The sequence below is a fragment of the Polynucleobacter sp. AP-Kaivos-20-H2 genome (assembly GCF_018882215.1).
Lineage (GTDB): Bacteria > Pseudomonadota > Gammaproteobacteria > Burkholderiales > Burkholderiaceae > Polynucleobacter.
Map to the genome: position 1 here is coordinate 18,167 of NZ_JACVOX010000005.1, position 19,466 is coordinate 37,632.

Genomic DNA, 19,466 nt, shown 5'->3' on the forward strand with positions numbered 1-19,466 from the left:
CAGACTGATTGATAAGCCTAGCTTTTAGGAGCTAGGCTTTTTTATTGGCATAGTGCGAACTACAAATTATCTTAGGTGACAACGCTAAACAAGGTTAGCTTCATTGCCTTACTTCGAATAGGTACTAGCGCTTGATATTCAGGACTGTTAGCCCAGGTATGAGCATCCTGTACTTCAGGAAATTCGAGCTCCACAAAAGTGCTGAAGGGTGGAGCCTGTAACTCATTCCAAAATAGTTCCACAACTGATCCGCGGTTTTTAATGACGCCTTGGTAAAGTTCAACAGTTTTACTTACCTGACTTCTATATTCTTCAAATGCGGCTTGATCGCTCAACTCCATTAATCCAATGACTTTGATCATCATGACTCCTTATGCAGATTGCTTTATGTCAAGAGTGTATAACCACGCTATAGTTGGATTATGAATAAAGAGCAATTTCAAGTGCTGCTTCAGCGGGAAGGATTTCCTGACCCAGTAGAGGTTCAGCAAGCCCCTAACGGACGGCTTGGTCAGCATGAGCATCCCTTTGAAGTAAAGGCGCTAGTGATTGAAGGCAGTATCGATATCACCATTCATGGAAAGAGCAGGACCTATCAGGCTGGTGATGTATTTGAGTTGGGATGGAAAGAGGTGCATTCTGAGTCGTATGGATCTGAGGGGGTGAAATATCTCGCCTCTAGAAAACAATAAACAATATTCAGAAATTGAGGGCGATATGAAAATCGGATTTATTGGACTTGGCAATATGGGCTTACCAATGGCCCTGAACTTATTAAAAGCTGGACACCAGGTAACTGGATTTGATTTGGTAAAGATTCAGCTTGATGCCTTTGCAGCTGCAGGAGGCGCCATTGCAGCAAATGCGCATGACACTGCAAAAGATGCCGATGTATTGATTAGCATGCTGCCTGCTTCTCGTCATGTAGAGGGCTTATATCTGGGTGATGCCGGTTTGTTGGCAAGCGCAAATCCTAAAACATTGCTCGTTGATTGTTCAACGATTTCACCAAAGGTGGCACAAGCCGTTGCTGCTGCCGCCAAAGCAAAAGGCTTTGCCATGATTGATGCACCAGTTTCTGGTGGGACTGCAGGTGCACAAGCAGGCACTTTAACGTTTATGGTCGGCGGCGAAACTAACGATGTTGAGTGCGCACGTCCCTTATTAGAGAAGATGGGTAAGAATATCTTTCATGCGGGCGGCAATGGATCAGGACAGACCGTCAAGGTTTGCAATAACATGCTCTTAGGGATTCAGATGTTGGGGACGAGTGAGGCACTACGTTTAGGCATCGCCAATGGCATGGACCCTAAAGTTCTGTCTGACATTATGTCTAAAAGTTCGGGTCGCAACTGGGCTTTGGAGTTATATAACCCCTGTCCAAGCGTCATGGAAAACGTGCCCTCTTCAAAAGGTTACGCTGGTGGTTTTGGTGTTGATCTTATGCTTAAGGATTTGAGCTTAGCGGTTGAGAATGCAGAAAATCTCGATGCTAGTGTTCCCCTTGGGAAATTAGCGCAACAGCTCTATGAGAGTCACAGCAAAGCCGGTAATGGCCAACTGGATTTCTCGAGCGTATTTAATCTAAAGAAATAGTCTAAGAAACAACCAACGGTTTTCCTTGACGCTTGCTCATTTGGCCAATGACGCGGGCGCCAAGGAATTGGTGTTGATTGAAGGTATCCAATACCTCTTTAACGCTCTCAGGGCTGCAAGATACCAATAAGCCGCCACTAGTTTGGGGGTCAGTCAATAAAGCACGTTGCGCTAGTGTGAAATCTGCAGGAATCCCAACTTCTTCGCCGTAGCTAAGCCAGTTACGATCTGATGCGCCTGTAATCACGCCATCATCAGCCAGTGTTTGTACATTGGATAGGAGGGGCACTTGACTCCAATCAATATGCGCTGTGCAGTTGGAGCCCCGTGCGAGCTCTAAAGTATGGCCAGCTAATCCAAATCCAGTCACATCCGTTAATGCATGTACGCCAGCTAGTTTGGCTAAATCAGGGCCGGCAGAATTTAGTTTCGTCGTGTTTGAGATCATCTCTAGATAGCCATCTGGCCCCAAAAGATCTTTTTTAAGAGCGGCGGATAAAACACCAACACCTAATGGTTTTCCGAGAATCAATACATCCCCAGGTTTGGCGCTGGCATTACTTTTTACGCGCTTAGGATCCACAATACCAATAGCTACAAGTCCGTAAATAGGTTCTACAGAATCAATCGTATGACCACCTGCAATAGGTATGCCGGCACTACGACAGGCTTCAGCGCCACCTTCCAGAATGCGTGCAATGGTTTTATTGGATAAGACCTTAATTGGCATGCCTACTAAGGCAAGTGCGAATAGGGGTGTGCCACCCATTGCATAAATATCGCTAATGGCATTCGTGGCAGCAATTTTTCCGAAATCAAATGGATCATCCACTATCGGCATAAAAAAATCGGTCGTAGCTACGATCGCTTGAGATTCATTGATCTGATAAACGGCAGCGTCATCGGAAGTTTCAATGCCAATGAGCAACTCTTTTGGAAAGGGAAGTTGCGGGACGTTTTGGAGGATTTCAGAAAGAACGCCAGGAGCAATTTTGCAGCCGCAGCCTCCGCCATGAGAAAGGGAGGTAAGGCGTGGTTCGGTAGGGGAATTTGCTGTGTTCGCGGTATTCATATAGCGAGAGTATCAGATGCAGAGCGGAGTCTGTTTATTGTCGTAGCAGGGACTCTATTTTCCCCTTGACCTCACTGCTATCAACGTTCTCGATAGCGCCAATCCAAACCCCTTCAATCTTGCCGCTTTTACTGACAAGGAAGGTAGTGGGTAATCCACGGGCTTTCCAAGACTTGTAGGCGGTACTATTGCGATCAAGCAAGATTTCGAGACTGTTTTCAGAGAAGCCATTACCTTTTAAGAACTGCATGACACGTGGTTTCATTTCAGCGAGATTCACCGCTAAAACAACAAGGCCCTGAGAGCCATAGCTTTCTTGGAGCTGAGCAAGCTCTTCAAATTCTTCGCGACAGGGTTCGCACCAGCTGGCCCAAAAGTTCACGACGATAACTTTACCCTTGAGGCTGGATATATCTACTGATTTACCGGATAGATTATTCAGTTGAAGGGGAGGGGCGATTGATGAGAGGCTTAACTGAGCTGCAGGGCGCCATTGAGCGTTAGCTGAAAAGCTACATACGGTCAGAAAAGAAAAAGCTAGCACAAGAGAAAATTCTCGGGCTAGCTTATGCATAAATAACTTCATCCAATTTCTTTAGGAAGCATTAGCTAATGCGTCTGCTAGTAATTTTGTATTTGAAGTTGTCTGGATCAAGAGAGTCAAAACGACCTTCGTTATTTTCTGCTTGTGGGTACATTAAGAATGGAATATCACCTTTACTACCGAGCTTGGAGCCTGGCAATGCGATGTCATGATCATAGTTATAAGCCATCCAGTTCATTTCCCAATTACCAAAAAGGTAATCACGAATAGCGATTACTTTTGGATCGGTAACAGCTAGACCACCAGTTTCCTCAAGAATCACTTTGCGAACGTCTGCTGGATCGACGGGCACCCAGCCAAAACCTGATGCATAGAACTCGGCGCGGCAATGTTGTGCTTTAGTGATATCACCAGACTTACCTAAGCTTTTATAGCCACGGGCAGAATCAGCAATCCGAATACCATAGACATCACGCGCTGGTAACCCAGCTGAACGCGCTAGCGATACAAAAACGGCGTTGATATCAGCGCATTTTCCGCCAAGGTTATTGGTTTCAAGCATGAGCTTGACATCACCTTGACCACAACCGCGTGTTTTTGGATCACGATGCGTGTTATCGACTACCCAGTTATAAATTGCTTTGGCTTTATCAATATCGCTAGCGTTGACTGGGAGTTTGGCGAGTGCTTCTTGCGCCTTTGCTTTCACAATGCCATCGGTGGGGAGGTATTTGGTAGGGCGAGTCCAAAAGCGTTGATCTTCTTTGGAGAGTTTCAATATTGGATTTGGCGCTGAGAGTTCTAGGTTACGTTTGCGGGTGCTTACCAAAATAGCAACTTTGACGCTATGAGTGCTTGCTGAAGCATCCCATTTGGTCCAAACCATGCGCGCTTGCTTATCTGGAGTTTCATACATTTGGGTTGTCGCTTTAGGGTCGCTTACTTCTGAACGGATAGCGATGGTGCGGAAATAATCCGTATCCAAAACGAGAGGCAATGGAATCCAGCTCTGCGCGATGCCTTTAGGCGACTCTAAATTGACTTCAGTCACGATCTCGTATGTAGTCCACTCGAGTGAAGATTGAGCAAATACAGAGGCGATTGGGCTGAGCGTTGGCAATGCTAATGCGCCAACAATGGTTTTGATGGCTGAGCGGCGTGATGTAGTCATATGAGTTGGATGTTTATTAAAAAAATCAAAAAAATGGGTTGGCTGAGCTAGTGCTTAAATATATAAGGATATTTTATCGAATCACTTAACGATTAAAGCTTCTTTTAGGCGGGCTACTGCGCTTGGCAGGAGTCTTCTTCGCTGGAGTTCCAGTTGTCCCAGCAGGCCTTGGCTTGCGAGATTGCTGGTGTTGCTGACTGCGCAACTGAATCGGTTGTGCCACGGCATTTGGATCTGGTTCAAAGCCGGCAATCACTTCTTGTGGCAACTTTTGTTTGATAAGTTTTTCAATGTCTCTGAGCATTTGATGTTCATCAACACATACCAGGGAAACTGCTACGCCATTTGAGCCTGCGCGACCAGTGCGTCCAATGCGATGGACATAATCTTCAGAAACGTTTGGAAGGTCGTAGTTCACCACGTGAGGGAGCTGGTCAATATCAATACCGCGTGCAGCAATATCAGTGGCAACTAATGCGGTTAACTTACCCGCTTTGAAATCAGCCAATGCTTTGGTACGAGCGCTTTGGCTTTTATTACCATGGATGGCCATACTAGTAATGCCATCCTTTTCCAATTGAGTAACTAATTTATTCGCGCCATGCTTGGTGCGTGTAAAAACCAGCACCTGCTTCCAGTCATTAGTCTTAATGAGATGGGCTAGCAGAGGATGCTTCTTCGTTCTATCAACCGGATGAATCAACTGGGCAATTGCTTCATTGGTGCTATTACTACGAGCCACCTCAATTAATTCAGGCGAATTAAGCAAGCCGTCCGCTAATTGTTTAATTTCGGTAGAGAAGGTTGCGGAGAACAAAAGATTCTGACGCTTTTTAGGTAAGGCAGCCAAGATCTTTTTAATGTCTCGTAAGAAGCCCATATCTAACATACGATCGGCTTCATCTAACACGAGAATCTCAATGTCGTTGAGTGACACGCAATTTTGTGACATGAGATCAAGTAGGCGCCCAGGAGTTGCAACTAAAATATCGAGACCGCCAGCAATTGCTTTAATTTGTGGATTAGCGCCAACTCCGCCAAAAATCACAGTAGATTTCAAGCCGGTATATTTTCCATAAGTCACAACAGACTCTTGGACTTGGGCAGCTAACTCGCGAGTGGGAGTCAAAATGAGAACTCGTAATAATCTTTTGCCGCTAGATTTAGGGGTGCTGCTTAAAAGTTGCAGGATTGGAAGCGTAAAACCAGCAGTTTTGCCTGTGCCTGTTTGTGCGGCAGCTAAAAGATCACCACCTTTTAAGACGGCAGGAATTGATTTTGCTTGAATCGGGGTAGGGCTGGTGTAGCCTTCTTCATTAATAGCGCGAAGAATGGGCTCTGATAAACCAAGATCTGTAAATAACATAGGGGCCAATAAAGTATTGACCCGTATTCAATTAAACGACTATCCCGGTCAATGGGGTGAGCTGCCACGCTGGAGCGTTTGCAGTAAGAGGCTCTATTTTAAGTCATCAACCCCAAAAGCTGAGTAATTAGAGGATTACGCCGGATTCCAGAGGTTTGGCACGACAGTATTGGCATAGCCGGATACAAATGACTTTGCTGCACCAGTTGCAGGATCAAATACCGAACGATGAATGCGGCCGATATTGCCGCCATACACGTGAATGCTGATAGAGGTTTTGTCGTTCAAGCTATTCTCAACCACATGAATGTCGTGAGTATCTGGTGATACGGTATCAACTTGCCCAGGCAGGCTGACACATGGATTGCCTGCCCTGAAGCTAGAATCTGCTTGACGATAGTAGGGAGTGCCCGTTTCTTCACCACGTAATTGACCAATCATTCCCCAAACGGTGTGATTGTGTAAAGGCGTTTTTTGTCCGGGGCCCCACACAAAACTCACCACAGAGAAGCGGTCCAATGGATCGGCATAGAGGAGATATTGCTGGTAATACTGCGGGTGAGGTTTGGTGAACTCTTCTGGCAACCAATCATCCACGGCAATCAGTTTCTCCAGCATTTTCTTGCCATCAGAAAAGACAATCTCTTCACTTGGTTTTTTCTCAAGCAGGACGCTGAGCTCTTGAACAAAGGTTAGCAATTTACCGTCAGACATTTTTTGCTCCATTACATACATCACTCATCTTGGAATACACAATCAGGCCATGCCTTAGGTTTGAGTGTGTTGGTATCAACGCAAACAATATGTAGCACGGCGCTCGCAATAACTTGGAATTCTTCGCTGTCAGGGAGCTTTCTTTGCGCAGTCTGTTTAACGCTCACCTGAGTGCGGCCGCGATGTTCAATCACTTGGTCTATGTAAAGCAAGTCATCTAGACGCCCTGGTTTATAGAAGTTCATTGTGAGTTCGCGTAACGGCATCACCATATTAAATTCATTCTCGAGTTTGGTGGGGCTTAAGCCTTTTTGAGCAAGCCACTCTGCACGGCTGCGCTCAAAAATCTCGAGATAACGTCCGTGATAAACAAAACCTGCTGCATCTGTATCTGAGTAACAGACTCGATGGGTATAGATAAAGGCGCTGATACTTGGATGAGTGTTAGAGGTCATTGGCTATTAATTCTATTTTGACAATAAGAGAATCATATTACGATGGGCAATGCCAGCCTCATCATAGATGGGTCCCTGTGACTGAAAGCCTAGTTTTTGATAGAAGGGGATGGCGGCCACTTGTGAGTGCAAGACGATAGACTTTGCACCTTGAGATTGGGCCAGATGAACCAGCTCCTCTAGGATTTGCCTTCCTACCCCCTGATGTCTGAATTGGGCTAAGACAGCCATACGTCCAATTTGAAATAGTCCGCCGCCTAAATCAACCAATCGGCCAGTGCCAATACAGTGCGCCGCTTGGTAGGCTAGGGCGTGAACTGCTGAGAGGTCGAATTCGTCTAATTCCCACTCGGCTGGAACCTTTTGCTCCCGTATGAAGACCTCTTGGCGCACCAAAAAGGCGTCTACCTCAGCTTCTCTCCAGGGTTTAGTCAGTATTTCCAAGGCAGATAGTCTCGAATCACGGTGAATAGCTCAATTTACCAAATAATGAGGAGTGTGAGCATAGTTCGATTCCGTACGAAAGTGCCCCGTTCCATGGTTACAATGAATTGTGGCTCTGGATTGAGCCCATCCGTAACCTTTTACTCAATTAGGAGTTATCTTGAAGAAATCTTTATTAGCTGGTTTGTTTGCAACAGTTGGCATTACCTTTGCAAGTTCTGTTTTTGCGCAGCTTCCTGCAAAGATGTTGCCTCTGGCTGCTGACGTTGTCGTTTTGAGCGCAACCGTTGATTCAGTAGATGCAAAGAAGCGTATCGTTGTATTGAAGGATGCTAACGGTAATTTGGCGCAGATGAACGTTGCTAAATCTATCAATGATTTGGATAAAGTTAAAAAGGGTGACGTGTTCTTGGTAGAGCATGCACAGGCAGTTGCTGTTGGCTTAACAGCTGTTGGTAAAGATCAAAAACCAGGTGTTTCAGGCGTTCGCTCTGTAGTGATCGCTGGCAAAGGTGCTACTAAGCCTTTTGAAGAGACAACAGAAACAGTTTATGCAACTGTAAAGATCTCCACCATTGATCAAAAGACACGTATCGTGAGTTTCACATTGCCAAGCGGCGAGAAGCAAAAAGTTAAAGTGGATCCTGCCGTTCTTGGTCTTGAGAAATTCAAAGCTGGTGATGATGTGATGGTTGAGTTTGTTGACGACACAGCAATTGGCTTCGTAACACCAAAGAAGTAAATTGGAAATAATCAGTAAATAAGTAGTGAATAACTAGGCGGTACGCTAGTAGTAAAAAAGCCCGCAGATGCGGGCTTTTTGCTTGATGGGACTCGATTATTTTTTGGCGTTCGGAAAGAAGAGCTGCTCGCCATCAATTTTGTAGCTAGCAATGACGTCCTGCCCATTTTTAGAGATGAGCCAATCAATAAATTCTTGACCCTGTACTTTTTTCACATGAGGGAACTTGGCTGGATTAACCAACATCACACCATATTGATTAAATAGTTTTGGATCGCCTTGCACCAGGATCACAAGATCGCCACGATTCTTAAAGCTGAGCCAGGTGCCACGGTCAGCCAATATATAGCCATTCATAGCAGAGGCGGTATTGAGGGCAGGGCCCATACCTGAGCCTGTTTCTTTGTACCAAGGTTGGCTGGAAGAGGGGGCGATGCCTGCACCTTTCCAATAACGAAGTTCTGCAGCATGCGTGCCGCTTTTATCTGCGCGCGATATAAACGGGGTTTGCGCAGCGGAAATTTTTTGGAGTGCCACTTGAATATCTTTGCCACCAGCAATTTTTGCTGGATCTGATTTAGGCCCGATGAGAATGAAGTCGTTGTACATCACTTCATATCGTTTGGTTGAAAAACCTTCTTCCACAAACTTCTCTTCAGCAGGTTTGTCATGAACAAACACCACATCTGCATCACCGCGGCGGCCAATATCTAACGCCTGACCAGTTCCAACAGCCACAACCTTAACCTCAATACCAGTCTTCATCTTAAAGATGGGGAGTATGTAATTGAAGAGGCCAGATTGCTCTGTGGAGGTAGTTGATGAGACCACAATGCTTTTTTCTTGGGCGAAAGCCTGTGGGCCGTTGAGGGCAATGGCCGTTAGGGTTGCTAGAAGTAGGTTGCGGATTGATTTTTTCATGGGGGTGCACCGAGTAATGTATTAAGGTAATATCATCGCATAATTATTACCACTTGAATATGCAATCAATTACATATGCAAATTGAAGTTAGACCAACCTTACTATTAAATAATCAAGCCAAAGGCGGGGTCCCTATTGATTTGGTTTGGCTGTCTCAGCTGTTAAGGGATATCGGTCGCGGTAACTCGTTAATTTCAGCAAGTAAAAAATCCAGCACCTCTTATCGAAGCGCCTGGGGCAAGATGAATGATGTTGAGGCTGCGCTTGGCATGCCACTCATTACGAGGACCAAAGGACATGGCTCAAAGTTAACAAAACTCGGCGAGTTTTTAATTGAGTTTATTGATGAGATGCAAGCGGGGTATGTTGAGCATGGAAGCGCATATCAAGATACCTTACTTAAAGAAATCAAAAAGATTCAAAAGACTGATAGTAGAAAATGGAAGTTTCTCTCTAGCAGTGATTCCATCATTCAAAGGGCCGCTGCAGAGATTAAAGGCTTCGATTTGAAGATTGCTGGTTCGGGAGAGTCCCTTGAAAAGCTTCTGAGTAACGAAGCCCATATTGCCGGATACCATGTATCAGATGAGCGAAGCTCAAAGGCTATTCATCATCGCTTGTCAAAAAATGATATTCAAATATATCCTGTCATGAAGCGCACACAAGGCTTGCTGGTAAAAAAAGGAAACCCCCTCCGCATCTCTGCCCTCTATGATTTGGTGAATCCAAAAATTCGCTTTATCAATCGTCAGATCGGCTCTGGCACAAGACTGCTACTTGATGGTCTGCTGATAGAGGAGGGTATTGATCCTTCTGAAGTGAATGGCTATCTGCATGAAGAGTTCACTCATTCAGCGGTTGCAAATGCTATTTTGGCCGACAAGGCTGATGTTGGTTTGGGCGTGAAAAATATCGCTATTGAAAATGGTTTGGGTTTTATACCGCTTAAAGATGAGTTATTTTTCATCGCCATGCATAGGGAGATGGTTGCTCAATCAGAGGCCTCCAAATTAATCAGGAAGATACGAAGTTATTCGGGGGAAACGCCTGGATATAAGGCTGTAGGCCTTAATCGACAAATTGAAGGTTGGTTATAGTGTAAAAAAGTAGCTACTGTGCAGTAAATATAACTATAAATAGGAGGCAACATGTTTCATCTATTAGACAAAGAACGAACAATTGCAGGCCCAGGCTTTAATCGCTGGCTCGTTCCACCGGCGGCGCTGGCTATTCACTTATGTATTGGTATGGCCTATGGCTTTTCCGTATTCTGGCTACCATTATCTAAAGCCTTGGGAGTTTCGCAGGGCGGTACTGAGGCGATTAAATGTGCTGCTGACGTTGGTTTCTTCGCGCAACTCTTTACAACTAGCTGCGATTGGCAAATATCTACGCTTGGTTGGATGTACACCATGTTCTTCGTGCTTCTCGGTTCTTCTGCTGCTCTTTGGGGTGGCTGGTTAGAGCGTGCAGGCCCTCGTAAAGCTGGCGTTGTTGCTGCATTCTGTTGGTGTGGCGGCATGCTCTTTTCTGCCTTGGGTGTTTACCTTCACCAGTTCTGGATGATGATTCTGGGCTCAGGTGTGATTGGCGGTATTGGCTTGGGCCTTGGCTATATTTCCCCAGTGTCCACATTGATCAAATGGTTTCCAGACCGTCGCGGTATGGCAACGGGTATGGCGATTATGGGCTTTGGTGGCGGCGCCATGATTGGCTCACCATTAGCTGCAAATCTGATGAAGTATTTTGCTACCCCAACTAGTGTCGGCGTTGCACAAACCTTTGTTGTGATGGCGCTTGGTTACTTTGTTTACATGATGGCTGGTGCATTTGGTTACCGTATTCCGGCCAGTGACTGGAAGCCAGCAGGCTGGACTCCACCAGCAAATCAAGCTAGTAATGCGATGATTACTAAGCGTAGTGTAAACGTTAAAAAAGTATGGGGTATTCCACAGTTCTGGTTGGTGTGGATGGTTCTTTGCATGAACGTTTCTGCGGGTATTGGTGTGATTGGTATGGCTTCACCAATGTTGCAAGAAGTATTTGCAGGTAGCTTGATTGGCGTTACACAAACTTTCACGGAGCTTGATAAGACTCAGCTCACTGCGATTGCAGGTGTTGCGGCTGGTTTTACTGCATTGTTAAGTCTCTTTAACATTGGTGGGCGCTTCTTTTGGGCCAGTTTGTCTGACAAATTAGGTCGTAAGCTTACCTACATTATTTTCTTTGTACTCGGCGGTGCTCTTTACTTCAGCATTCCAAGTAGTGCTGCAGCGGGTAACTTACACTTATTCGTTGGCGCCTTCTGCATCATCTTGAGTATGTACGGTGGTGGCTTTGCAACCGTTCCCGCTTATCTTGCTGATCTGTTTGGTACGCAAATGGTGGGTGCTATTCATGGCCGCCTGCTAACTGCATGGGCTACTGCTGGCATCTTGGGTCCAGTGGTAGTGAATTACATGCGCGACTATCAGTTGAGCTTAGGCTTACCTCGTGCTCAGGTATATAACCAAACTATGTACATTTTGGTTGGCATGCTGGCAATTGGATTAATTTGTAATTTGATGGTTCGCCCAGTAGCTGATAAGTGGTTTATGACAGATGCTGAGCTAGTCGAAGAGAAAAAGCTAGCGCACGAGAAAGCCCTTGATTCAGTAGTCAAAGGAGCGAGTGGTAATGATCAGACTTCTGCCGCAGCTGTTTATTTGGCTTGGGCTGCTGTTGGCGTTCCACTTGCTTGGGGTGTCTATAAAACCTTCTTAAGCGCTTTAAAGTTACTTGGTTGATTCAAGTATCTAAGTATCTAAGTATCATTAGCCACCCTTCGTGAACTGACCCCCAAAAGTTGGACACCAAGTCCAACCAAGGGGGTTTTGTTTTATGAGCAAGTACAGTACGCAGTTCAAGTTAAAAGTTGTTAAAGATTATCTCAATCTGGGTGGTAAAAAACGTGTTGCCACGCTTTATGGCATCGATCCAGTTGATGTTCTCAAGTGGGTGCTGGCCTATCGAGCCCAAGGGTTACCTGGTTTGCAAAAGCGAGTACTGCAGCATTACACGCCAGAGTTTAAGTTATCAGTACTCCGGTATATGCAGATCAATCAGGTCTCAATAAGACCCACTGCCGCTCACTTTAATATCGCTGCACCCACTACGATTAGTCAATGGCAACGCCGCTACAATGAGGGTGGTATTACAGCCCTAGAACCCAAGCCCAAGGGACGGCCACCCATGTCAAAACCTAGCGATATTAAGGCCCTGCTTGCCAAGCCCTTAACTTCACTCACACATGAAGAGTTACTGCGTAAAGCGCAGTATTTAGAAGTGGAGAACGCTTATTTAAAAAAGCTCGAAGCCTTAGCCCAGCAAAAGCACTTGGCAAGCAAGAACAAGTCCAATTAATTACTGAGTTAAGGCGGCACCATCCATTGCAAGTCATTTTGCTGGTAGCCCAAATGCCTAAGAGCGTGTATTACTACTGGCGAGAAGCTAGTAGTAAAGCCGATCCTTATCAGGACGCTAAGGAGCATATTGCCCATATCTTTAATGCCCATCGGGGTCGTTATGGGTATCGGCGGGTGTACTTAGAGCTGCGCAATCAACATCAATACTTAAACCACAAGACCGTGCAAAGACTCATGGGCCAACTAGGACTAAAGTCCACCGTTCGCCCTAAGCGATACCAGTCTTATAGGGGGTCTGTAGGTAAGGCGGCCCCCAACTTGCTAGAGCGCAACTTTAGAGCAAGCAAACCTCATCAGAAGTGGGTGACTGATGTCACTGAGTTCAACATCAAGGGTGAGAAGGTCTACCTCTCACCAATCTTAGACCTGTTTAACGGGGAGATCATCTCTTATGAGATTGCGGATCGGCCACAGATTAGCTCAGTCATGCAGATGCTCCAAAAAGCTTTTAAGAAGTTAAGTAAAGGCGATCAACCCATGTTGCACTCAGACCAAGGATGGCAATACCAGATGGGGTTTTATCAGGAGGCCTTAAAAGAACAAGGTCTTACTCAAAGCATGTCTAGAAAAGGCAATTGCTTAGATAACGCCGTCATGGAGAGCTGGTTTGGGATTATGAAAACCGAGTTCTTCTATCAAAAGAAGTTTGATGATGTCCAATCATTTAAAGCAGAACTAAAGGAATATATCCACTACTACAACCATGATCGAATCAAAGAAAAGCTAAAGGGATTGAGTCCGGTGCAATACCGAACTCAATCCCTCGTGCTAACCTAATTAAACTGTCCAACTTTTGGGGGTCAGTTCATTCGGGGTGGTTTTTTCATTTCTATCCGCTAGAATTACCTCAATCATGTTTATTCGCCCGATTTCCTTATTTGCATCACTGCTTCTATTTGCAAATCTCGCCTTTGCGCAGACCTCAACTGTTGCTATTGCTGCCAATATGAAAGATGCTTTTAACGAGATTGCGATTGCCTTCAAGGCTGGTGGTAAACCAGAAATAAGGGTGGTCTATGGCTCATCCGGTAACTTCGCCGCGCAAATCATGAACGGCGCTCCATTCAATCTTTTTATTGCGGCAGATGAGCATTTTCCCTTGGAGCTATTTAAGAATGGCAAGACGGTAGATGAGGGCGCTATATATGCGATTGGTAAGCTTGCCTTAATTGCCAAAACCTCATCCGGGATTCGTTTGGCTGACAGCAAGACAGAAATTGCTCGGGCAATTGTACGAGCAAACAAAGTGGCAATTGCTAAGCCAGAGCTTGCTCCTTATGGCAAAGCTGCGGTTGAGTATCTCAAGGCAGAAGGCTTATGGGATTTAGCTAAAGATAAGCTTGTTTATGCGGACAATATTGGGGCCGCTACAACTTATGTAATGAGCGGCGCAGCGGATATTGGTTTTACTGCACTTTCTCTAGCGAAGTCGCCTGAGGTGACAAAGCAAACGAGCTTCTTATTGGTTGATACAAAATTTTATGAACCCATTAAACAGCGCATGGTGTTAATCAAGGGCGCACCTCAAGAGTCAGTGGATTTGTATCGCTTTATGCAGGGGCATCAGGCCAAATCCATTCTGCAAAGGTATGGTTACACCACGCCTTAGTTGCTAATTACTTGGGTGCTCTCATGAACTTCAGCATCTCTTGTAAGGCTTCTTGTGGCGACTTCTCTAGTTGTCCTACTACTGCGTCATAGTCTTCGGCCGGCCGGTTCTGGCTTAGCTTAAATTTACCCACCAAACTACTGACCTCAATCTCGATGCCAATGATGGCCTTGAGCATCATCTGCACGTATTCTTCTGGAGCATCATCTAACTTCCAGGTGGATTGATAGGTGGGCTCATGAAGATTGGTCATTTGTGAGACATGACTCCTCAACCACTGCGCATCCTCAATCAACTTGATGCTGCCTTCCGCGTGAACCACAGCATAGTTCCAGGTTGGAACTACTTTCCCGCTCTCTTGTTTTGATGGATACCAAGATGGGGTCACATACGCATTTGGCCCATTAAAGATTGCTGTAACAGATGTATTGGTACTGCTCGCAACTTTAACGAGTGGATTCATTTTGGCGACATGTCCATATAGCTTGGTTTTGTCTGCGCTCAACATGAGGGGTAGGTGATTGATTTCAAAATGGCCATCCAGATTCGCAACGATAGTCGCTAATGGATATTCAGAAATCAGCTGGGCTAATACCGCTTGATCTTCAACTAAAAAATGTTTTGGTAGGTACATAAAATGGTTAGCAGAATGGGTAAATGGTTGTAATTAATAGGAACATAGCAGAGATTAAGCTCTTGTTCTTAAAATTCGTACTCTACCTGCATTCTGATGGTGTTTTTTGGCGATGCAGCGGTGGTTCCCCATAGGTAGGCTACGTTGTATTTCAAGGCTTCCTTGCGGCCCAGTTTGGTTTTCCCAAAAATGGCTGGCCCCGCACTAGATTGTTGTTGTTCATTTGTATTCCAGTTATTAACCTGTCCTAGCCAAGAGTAAATCTGCGCTCCAAGCTCCAGCTCTGGCTGAAGGCGATATTTAACCTGACCTTGATAGCCGAAATAGGTGCCCTGATTTTCAGTGCCCGTGTAATGTCCTTGCATCAAGACGTTGAGATTGGCGACCCACTTTTTCCATTCACTTTGAAATAAGAAACCGTATTTGGCTTCATATCCTTCATTGCGATTTTGAGGGCGCTCTAACTCAAGCAAGAAGCCGATATCAACTGGGTATTTTCCAGTTTCCGTTAGTTGAAATTTATTTTCCCATTCCACCGCATCAAATTGGGAGTTGGTGCCATCCCAAATAACTTTTCCATAAATCTCTGTAAACCACCATGAGTTCACGCCATATCCAAATCCAATGGAAGCACCTGATTGTCTATTGTCTTCACCGTTTCTGGGAGTCTGGGTTCCAAACTTCGTGTCTATCTCTCTTTCACCTTCTTCCACTCTTGGTGTGTAGATGTAATCTGCTGGCCCACTTAAGTACTCTCCAGCATGAACTAATGCACTGGCAGAGAGAAGGGCAAGGCAACACAAGCCTTGCATTAAATTATTTCTCATCATCATTTAACCCTCACCACACCTTGAGCAGTTTCAGGACTAAATTCACCTTCAAATTTATAGACGCCAGGACTTAAGGGTCCGATATAGAAAGAAGCTTTGCTTTTGGCTTTGATTAATACCTCTCTGTTGAGGTCGTAACTTTCAAATTCCTCTGGAGTGTCATCCAGGTTTTCAATCGTAAGTTTTACTTTGGTATCGGCCGGGACATCGATTTCTGAGGGTGAAAAGCGCCCATTTTTAATTGAAATCTCGATATCGTTGCTTGCCCCGTAGGCAATAATTGTCAAATTTAACAACAAAAAAATGCTGATAAGTAACTGTTTTATATAAGTATTTTTCATAAATGAGCGTATATGTAAATGAGAACTAATCTCAAGTATAAGGTATATAATGAGAATCGTTCCTATTTATTGATAAAAGTGACAATCCTCCATGCATTTGGACCAGGTTGATTTGGAAGTTCTTTACCGAGTGAGCGCGGTTAACGCGCCTAAGGGTGCCCCTCAAATTAAAGGGCAGCTGGAAGACATTGGGTTTTTACCTGGTGAGCAGGTGACTGTTCTGCGTAAAGGTTTGCTTGGTAAGGGTCCATATATGGTTCGCGTCGGAGCCTCCACATTCGCGTTACGTCAAGCAGAAGCACGCATGATCACGGTCGATGCCATTTCACATGTCTGAATCTAAAGTTCACTTTTTCTCGAGTGAGCCACTCGTAGCTTTATTGGGTAATCCCAATTGTGGCAAAACGGCATTATTCAATTTGCTGACTGGCAGTCGTCAAAAGGTAGCGAACTATTCAGGCGTTACTGTAGAGCGCAAAGAAGGGCGCCTATCTCTTGAGTCTGGCAAAAATATCCGCATACTGGATTTGCCTGGCGCCTATAGCTTGTATCCAAGATCCTTGGATGAGCGCGTGACCTGCAATGTTCTCCTTGGTCGAGCCGAAGGTGAAAAGCGTCCCGACCTTGTCATTTGCGTGTTGAGCGCTATGAATTTGCGTCGCAACTTGCGCTTGGTGTTGGCAGCAAAGCGCTTGGGCCTGCCTTGTATCGTAGTGCTCAACATGCTCGATATTGCAAAGCGTCAAGGCTTGCAAATCGACACCGCTGCACTTTCGAATGAATTAGGCTTGCCGGTTCTCACGAGTATTGGCATTCAGTCTAATGGCGCTGATGAAATCAAGCAGTTCTTATCGAATCTAGACTGGCGCAATCTCAATGGGTTACGCACAGGTACTAGTGATGCGACCCTAGAGAATGTTGCCTCTCATATTGCCCATACTGAATCTGACAATATTCAAGTTCAACGAATTCTGCAAAATCTCAAGCTGGATCAAATCATTCCCGATCAATTGAGTGATCGTTTGGATGCAGTGTTACTTCATCCAGTAGTTGGCCCCATTATCTTAGTGGCCTTACTCTTTTGTATTTTTCAGGCCGTCTTCAGTTGGGCTACGGTACCCATGGACCTGATTAAATCTGCAGTGGACTTTCTGGGTGCTCAGATAGTTGAAGTATTGCCCAATGGATGGCTGCGCAGTTTATTGATCAATGGAATTTTGGCGGGTTTAGGTGGCGTGGTGGTTTTCTTGCCGCAAATTCTGATTTTGTTCTTCTTTATTCTTTTGCTTGAAGAGTCTGGTTATCTTCCAAGGGCTGCCTATTTACTAGATAGGGTCATGGGCTCTGTTGGCTTATCGGGTAGATCCTTCATTCCACTCCTCTCCAGCTTTGCTTGTGCTATTCCCGGAATTATGGCGACTAGAAGCATCTCTAATGCGCGCGATCGCATGGTGACGATTCTGATTGCACCCATGATGACTTGTTCTGCACGCCTACCGGTATATGCCTTATTGATCTCGGCATTCATTCCAGAGCAAAAGCTATGGGCTGGCATTGATTTACAAGGCCTAGTTTTATTCTTGCTTTATCTCGCTGGAATTTTGGGTGCGATGGCAGTTGCCTGGATTCTGAAGCGCTTTACGAGTGAGCAATTTAGGATGAACGCGCTCATGATGGAGTTGCCAAGTTATCACTTGCCTCGCTTAGGCAATTTAGCAATTAGCTTGTGGCAAAGAGCAGAAATCTTTTTGCGCCGTGTTGGCGGAATTATTTTGCTGATGACTATTGGTTTGTGGGTGTTATCTAGCTTTCCATTCCCACCCGAGGGCGCAACAGGATCACCGATTCAATACAGCTTTGCCGGAATGATGGGGCAGGCCTTAGCACATGTGTTCTCGCCGATTGGATTTAACTGGCAGATCAGTATTGCTCTAGTGCCAGGTATGGCAGCTCGTGAGGTTGTGGTGAGCTCATTGGCAACGGTTTATGCGCTATCTAGCTCGAGTGTCGACGCAGCTGATGCACTGATTCCCTTAATCTCCAATGGCTGGTCATTAGCCACGGCTTTATCTCTATTGGCTTGGTTTGTATTTGCTCCCCAGTGCTTATCTACCATTGCTGCAGTAAAGCGCGAGACGGGAGGCTGGAAGATTCCCATCATCATGTTGAGTTACTTATTCGGCTTGGCCTATATTGCATCCTTTATTACCTATCACTTAGCTATTTATCTAGGTCTAGGTTAAGCCTACTGACATCTATATTTGCTGCGGCACCGCATAAAAGGGTGGGGTGGCATTCCTTTGGTAGTATTCCTTTTGTAGTTAAAAAATAAATAACAACACAAGGAGATATAGATGAGTTCACGTCGCCAATTTATGAAGACTGCTTCAGCTGCTGGAGCCGGTTTAGTAGCTGCCTCTACTATGGGTGTAATGAAGGAGGCTTCAGCTCATCCCACCTCAGTATGGGGAGGGGAGGTTTACACCGGCCCACGTGAAATGGTGAAAAACAGCAAAATTCTCTCGATCCAAAATGCGGATGGCACAGAAACCTTGGGTGTGGTTACCTCAAAAGGCATTATCGATATTCGTGCTGTAGCTAAGAAAATGAAGATTGCAGCACCAACTACCTTGGATCAATTATTGCAAGAGGGTAATGCTGCTGGATTTAATAAGGTAGTAGCAAGCGCCGATAAATCTGGCGTGCCTTACTTAAAGGAATCCGACATTACTTTCGGACGCCTGTTTAAAAACCCTGGAAAGATTGTTTGCGTTGGCTTAAATTACCGTGCGCATGCGGATGAGGTTGGTATGGCTCACCCACGAGTACCGCCGCTATTTAATAAGTACAACAATAGTCTTACGGCTCACAACTGTTTATTGCAAATTCCTCCGCCATCAGTCTCCTATAAGTTGGATTACGAGACCGAGCTGTTGATTGTTGTCGGCAAGCAGATGCGCAATGTTCCTGAATCAGCGACCTTGGATTATGTGGCTGGTTATTGCACCTCAAATGATTTCTCATCACGCGATTTGCAATTGGAATTGCCGAGCGGGCAATGGATGATTGGCAAGACCTTAGATCAATACGCACCAATTGGCCCTTACTTTGTTACTTCTGACTTAGTGGGTGACCCCAATAAGCTTCAGGTAAAGACCTGGGTTAATGGTGAGTTGCGTCAGAACTCCAATACCGCAGACTTTATTCACAACACTCAAAAAATGTTGTCTTACATCAGCACCTACTGGACATTAGAACCGGGAGATATTGTTTTCACTGGCACACCACAAGGCGTTATTGCTGGTATGCCGAAAGATAAGCAGGTATGGTTGAAGAAGGGCGATAAGATTGTGAGCTCAGTCGAAAAACTCGGGGAATTGAGGTTCACTTTAGCTTGATTATTTCTCAAATGAGCTTCAAAAAGAAAGCCACCCTATGAACTGACCCCCAAAAGTTGGACGTTATGTCCAACCAAGGGGGTTTTGTTTTATGAGCAAGTACAGCAAGCAGTTCAAGCTAAAGGTAGTTAAAGAGTTCTTAAAATTTGGCGGTCTAAAGCGGG

General features: G+C 45.3%; 22 protein-coding genes. 10 read left to right on the forward strand and 12 right to left on the reverse strand.

Annotated features, from left to right (window positions below; translation table 11 throughout):
- Positions 1-71 precede the first annotated feature (71 nt).
- A complete protein-coding gene (locus tag ICE89_RS11515; RefSeq protein ID WP_255558834.1) occupies positions 72-365 on the reverse strand; it encodes a DUF1330 domain-containing protein in 294 nt (97 codons plus the stop codon).
- A gap of 57 nt (positions 366-422) precedes the next feature.
- On the opposite strand from ICE89_RS11515, the gene ICE89_RS11520 reads away from it, so the two are divergent.
- Together ICE89_RS11520 and mmsB are read left to right on the forward strand one after the other, a co-directional pair.
- A complete protein-coding gene (locus tag ICE89_RS11520) occupies positions 423-692 on the forward strand; it encodes a cupin (RefSeq protein WP_216266002.1) in 270 nt (89 codons plus the stop codon).
- 25 nt (positions 693-717) lie between these two features.
- Positions 718-1,596, forward strand: a complete 879-nt coding sequence (mmsB, locus tag ICE89_RS11525; protein ID WP_216266003.1) for a 3-hydroxyisobutyrate dehydrogenase — start codon at positions 718-720, stop codon at positions 1,594-1,596.
- 1 nt (position 1,597) lies between these two features.
- On the opposite strand, the gene selD is transcribed toward mmsB, so the two are convergent.
- The 7 genes from selD to ICE89_RS11560 form a co-directional block, all read right to left on the reverse strand.
- A complete protein-coding gene (selD, locus tag ICE89_RS11530) occupies positions 1,598-2,668 on the reverse strand; it encodes a selenide, water dikinase SelD (protein ID WP_216266004.1) in 1,071 nt (356 codons plus the stop codon).
- 34 nt (positions 2,669-2,702) lie between these two features.
- Positions 2,703-3,254 (reverse strand): TlpA disulfide reductase family protein, encoded by a 552-nt coding sequence (locus ICE89_RS11535; RefSeq protein WP_216266005.1) that lies wholly within the window; start codon positions 3,252-3,254, stop codon positions 2,703-2,705.
- A 19-nt stretch (positions 3,255-3,273) separates the two neighbouring features.
- A complete protein-coding gene (locus ICE89_RS11540) occupies positions 3,274-4,383 on the reverse strand; it encodes a transglutaminase family protein (protein WP_216266006.1) in 1,110 nt (369 codons plus the stop codon).
- Between the two features lie 85 nt (positions 4,384-4,468).
- On the reverse strand, positions 4,469-5,749 hold the full coding sequence (locus ICE89_RS11545; protein ID WP_216266007.1) for a DEAD/DEAH box helicase: 1,281 nt from the start codon (positions 5,747-5,749) through the stop codon (positions 4,469-4,471).
- Between the two features lie 135 nt (positions 5,750-5,884).
- A complete protein-coding gene (locus ICE89_RS11550; protein ID WP_216266008.1) occupies positions 5,885-6,463 on the reverse strand; it encodes a hypothetical protein in 579 nt (192 codons plus the stop codon).
- A 20-nt stretch (positions 6,464-6,483) separates the two neighbouring features.
- Positions 6,484-6,918, reverse strand: coding sequence for a YbgC/FadM family acyl-CoA thioesterase (locus tag ICE89_RS11555; RefSeq protein WP_216266009.1), 435 nt, complete (start codon positions 6,916-6,918; stop codon positions 6,484-6,486).
- Positions 6,919-6,930: 12 nt separating this feature from the next.
- Positions 6,931-7,362, reverse strand: a complete 432-nt coding sequence (locus tag ICE89_RS11560; protein WP_216862002.1) for a GNAT family N-acetyltransferase — start codon at positions 7,360-7,362, stop codon at positions 6,931-6,933.
- A gap of 160 nt (positions 7,363-7,522) precedes the next feature.
- Here ICE89_RS11560 and ICE89_RS11565 point away from each other — a divergent pair, with 160 nt between their 5' ends.
- Positions 7,523-8,104 carry a hypothetical protein gene (locus tag ICE89_RS11565; RefSeq protein WP_255558835.1) on the forward strand — a complete coding sequence of 194 codons (582 nt, stop codon included), beginning with the start codon at positions 7,523-7,525 and terminating at the stop codon, positions 8,102-8,104.
- Between the two features lie 96 nt (positions 8,105-8,200).
- Here the strand turns inward: ICE89_RS11565 and ICE89_RS11570 are convergent, their stop codons facing one another.
- Complete coding sequence (locus ICE89_RS11570) at positions 8,201-9,025, reverse strand: substrate-binding domain-containing protein (protein ID WP_216266010.1); 825 nt, start codon at positions 9,023-9,025, stop codon at positions 8,201-8,203.
- Positions 9,026-9,100: 75 nt separating this feature from the next.
- Between ICE89_RS11570 and ICE89_RS11575 the strand changes: the two genes are divergently transcribed.
- The 4 genes from ICE89_RS11575 to modA all read left to right on the forward strand — a co-directional run bounded on the left by ICE89_RS11575 (position 9,101) and on the right by modA (position 14,099).
- Positions 9,101-10,123 (forward strand): substrate-binding domain-containing protein, encoded by a 1,023-nt coding sequence (locus ICE89_RS11575; RefSeq protein WP_216266011.1) that lies wholly within the window; start codon positions 9,101-9,103, stop codon positions 10,121-10,123.
- 51 nt (positions 10,124-10,174) lie between these two features.
- The gene (locus ICE89_RS11580) at positions 10,175-11,812 is read left to right on the forward strand and encodes an OFA family MFS transporter (protein WP_216266012.1); all 1,638 of its coding nucleotides are present in this window, start codon (positions 10,175-10,177) and stop codon (positions 11,810-11,812) included.
- Between the two features lie 94 nt (positions 11,813-11,906).
- Positions 11,907-13,267, forward strand: a protein-coding gene (locus tag ICE89_RS11585) for an IS3 family transposase (RefSeq protein ID WP_216266013.1) whose coding sequence is annotated in 2 segments (ribosomal slippage) — positions 11,907-12,366 and positions 12,366-13,267 — 1,362 coding nt in all. Because the reading frame shifts where the segments join, the coding sequence is not laid out codon by codon here.
- A 76-nt stretch (positions 13,268-13,343) separates the two neighbouring features.
- Positions 13,344-14,099 carry a molybdate ABC transporter substrate-binding protein gene (gene modA / locus ICE89_RS11590; RefSeq protein WP_216862003.1) on the forward strand — a complete coding sequence of 252 codons (756 nt, stop codon included), beginning with the start codon at positions 13,344-13,346 and terminating at the stop codon, positions 14,097-14,099.
- Positions 14,100-14,106: 7 nt separating this feature from the next.
- Here the strand turns inward: modA and ICE89_RS11595 are convergent, their stop codons facing one another.
- The 3 genes from ICE89_RS11595 to ICE89_RS11605 form a co-directional block, all read right to left on the reverse strand.
- On the reverse strand, positions 14,107-14,733 hold the full coding sequence (locus ICE89_RS11595) for an FMN-binding negative transcriptional regulator (RefSeq protein ID WP_216266014.1): 627 nt from the start codon (positions 14,731-14,733) through the stop codon (positions 14,107-14,109).
- 68 nt (positions 14,734-14,801) lie between these two features.
- Positions 14,802-15,566: a hypothetical protein gene (locus tag ICE89_RS11600; protein ID WP_216266015.1), complete on the reverse strand. Its 765-nt coding sequence runs from the start codon at positions 15,564-15,566 to the stop codon at positions 14,802-14,804.
- The gene (locus ICE89_RS11605) at positions 15,563-15,904 is read right to left on the reverse strand and encodes a cupredoxin domain-containing protein (RefSeq protein ID WP_216266016.1); all 342 of its coding nucleotides are present in this window, start codon (positions 15,902-15,904) and stop codon (positions 15,563-15,565) included. Before ICE89_RS11605 ends, ICE89_RS11600 begins: the two co-directional genes overlap by 4 nt.
- Positions 15,905-15,995: 91 nt before the next feature.
- On the opposite strand from ICE89_RS11605, the gene ICE89_RS11610 reads away from it, so the two are divergent.
- From ICE89_RS11610 to ICE89_RS11620, 3 genes are all read left to right on the forward strand, one after another.
- Positions 15,996-16,241, forward strand: a complete 246-nt coding sequence (locus tag ICE89_RS11610; protein ID WP_215359742.1) for a FeoA family protein — start codon at positions 15,996-15,998, stop codon at positions 16,239-16,241.
- A complete protein-coding gene (locus ICE89_RS11615; RefSeq protein WP_216266017.1) occupies positions 16,234-18,147 on the forward strand; it encodes a ferrous iron transporter B in 1,914 nt (637 codons plus the stop codon). The genes ICE89_RS11610 and ICE89_RS11615 overlap by 8 nt, the downstream gene beginning before the upstream one ends.
- Before the next feature lie 111 nt (positions 18,148-18,258).
- Positions 18,259-19,302 (forward strand): fumarylacetoacetate hydrolase family protein, encoded by a 1,044-nt coding sequence (locus ICE89_RS11620; protein WP_216266018.1) that lies wholly within the window; start codon positions 18,259-18,261, stop codon positions 19,300-19,302.
- Positions 19,303-19,466: the final 164 nt, after the last annotated feature.

Excerpts from the sequence above, each read along its gene's own strand:
- ICE89_RS11515 (WP_255558834.1), bottom strand. The coding sequence starts at position 365 with ATGATGATCAAAGTCATTGGATTAATGGAGTTGAGCGATCAAGCCGCA.
- ICE89_RS11520 (WP_216266002.1), top strand. The coding sequence starts at position 423 with ATGAATAAAGAGCAATTTCAAGTGCTGCTTCAGCGGGAAGGATTTCCT.
- mmsB (WP_216266003.1), top strand. The coding sequence starts at position 718 with ATGAAAATCGGATTTATTGGACTTGGCAATATGGGCTTACCAATGGCC.
- selD (WP_216266004.1), bottom strand. The coding sequence starts at position 2,668 with ATGAATACCGCGAACACAGCAAATTCCCCTACCGAACCACGCCTTACC.
- ICE89_RS11535 (WP_216266005.1), bottom strand. The coding sequence starts at position 3,254 with ATGAAGTTATTTATGCATAAGCTAGCCCGAGAATTTTCTCTTGTGCTA.
- ICE89_RS11540 (WP_216266006.1), bottom strand. The coding sequence starts at position 4,383 with ATGACTACATCACGCCGCTCAGCCATCAAAACCATTGTTGGCGCATTA.
- ICE89_RS11545 (WP_216266007.1), bottom strand. The coding sequence starts at position 5,749 with ATGTTATTTACAGATCTTGGTTTATCAGAGCCCATTCTTCGCGCTATT.
- ICE89_RS11550 (WP_216266008.1), bottom strand. The coding sequence starts at position 6,463 with ATGTCTGACGGTAAATTGCTAACCTTTGTTCAAGAGCTCAGCGTCCTG.
- ICE89_RS11555 (WP_216266009.1), bottom strand. The coding sequence starts at position 6,918 with ATGACCTCTAACACTCATCCAAGTATCAGCGCCTTTATCTATACCCAT.
- ICE89_RS11570 (WP_216266010.1), bottom strand. The coding sequence starts at position 9,025 with ATGAAAAAATCAATCCGCAACCTACTTCTAGCAACCCTAACGGCCATT.
- ICE89_RS11575 (WP_216266011.1), top strand. The coding sequence starts at position 9,101 with ATGCAAATTGAAGTTAGACCAACCTTACTATTAAATAATCAAGCCAAA.
- ICE89_RS11580 (WP_216266012.1), top strand. The coding sequence starts at position 10,175 with ATGTTTCATCTATTAGACAAAGAACGAACAATTGCAGGCCCAGGCTTT.
- modA (WP_216862003.1), top strand. The coding sequence starts at position 13,344 with ATGTTTATTCGCCCGATTTCCTTATTTGCATCACTGCTTCTATTTGCA.
- ICE89_RS11595 (WP_216266014.1), bottom strand. The coding sequence starts at position 14,733 with ATGTACCTACCAAAACATTTTTTAGTTGAAGATCAAGCGGTATTAGCC.
- ICE89_RS11600 (WP_216266015.1), bottom strand. The coding sequence starts at position 15,566 with ATGATGATGAGAAATAATTTAATGCAAGGCTTGTGTTGCCTTGCCCTT.
- ICE89_RS11605 (WP_216266016.1), bottom strand. The coding sequence starts at position 15,904 with ATGAAAAATACTTATATAAAACAGTTACTTATCAGCATTTTTTTGTTG.
- ICE89_RS11610 (WP_215359742.1), top strand. The coding sequence starts at position 15,996 with ATGCATTTGGACCAGGTTGATTTGGAAGTTCTTTACCGAGTGAGCGCG.
- ICE89_RS11615 (WP_216266017.1), top strand. The coding sequence starts at position 16,234 with ATGTCTGAATCTAAAGTTCACTTTTTCTCGAGTGAGCCACTCGTAGCT.
- ICE89_RS11620 (WP_216266018.1), top strand. The coding sequence starts at position 18,259 with ATGAGTTCACGTCGCCAATTTATGAAGACTGCTTCAGCTGCTGGAGCC.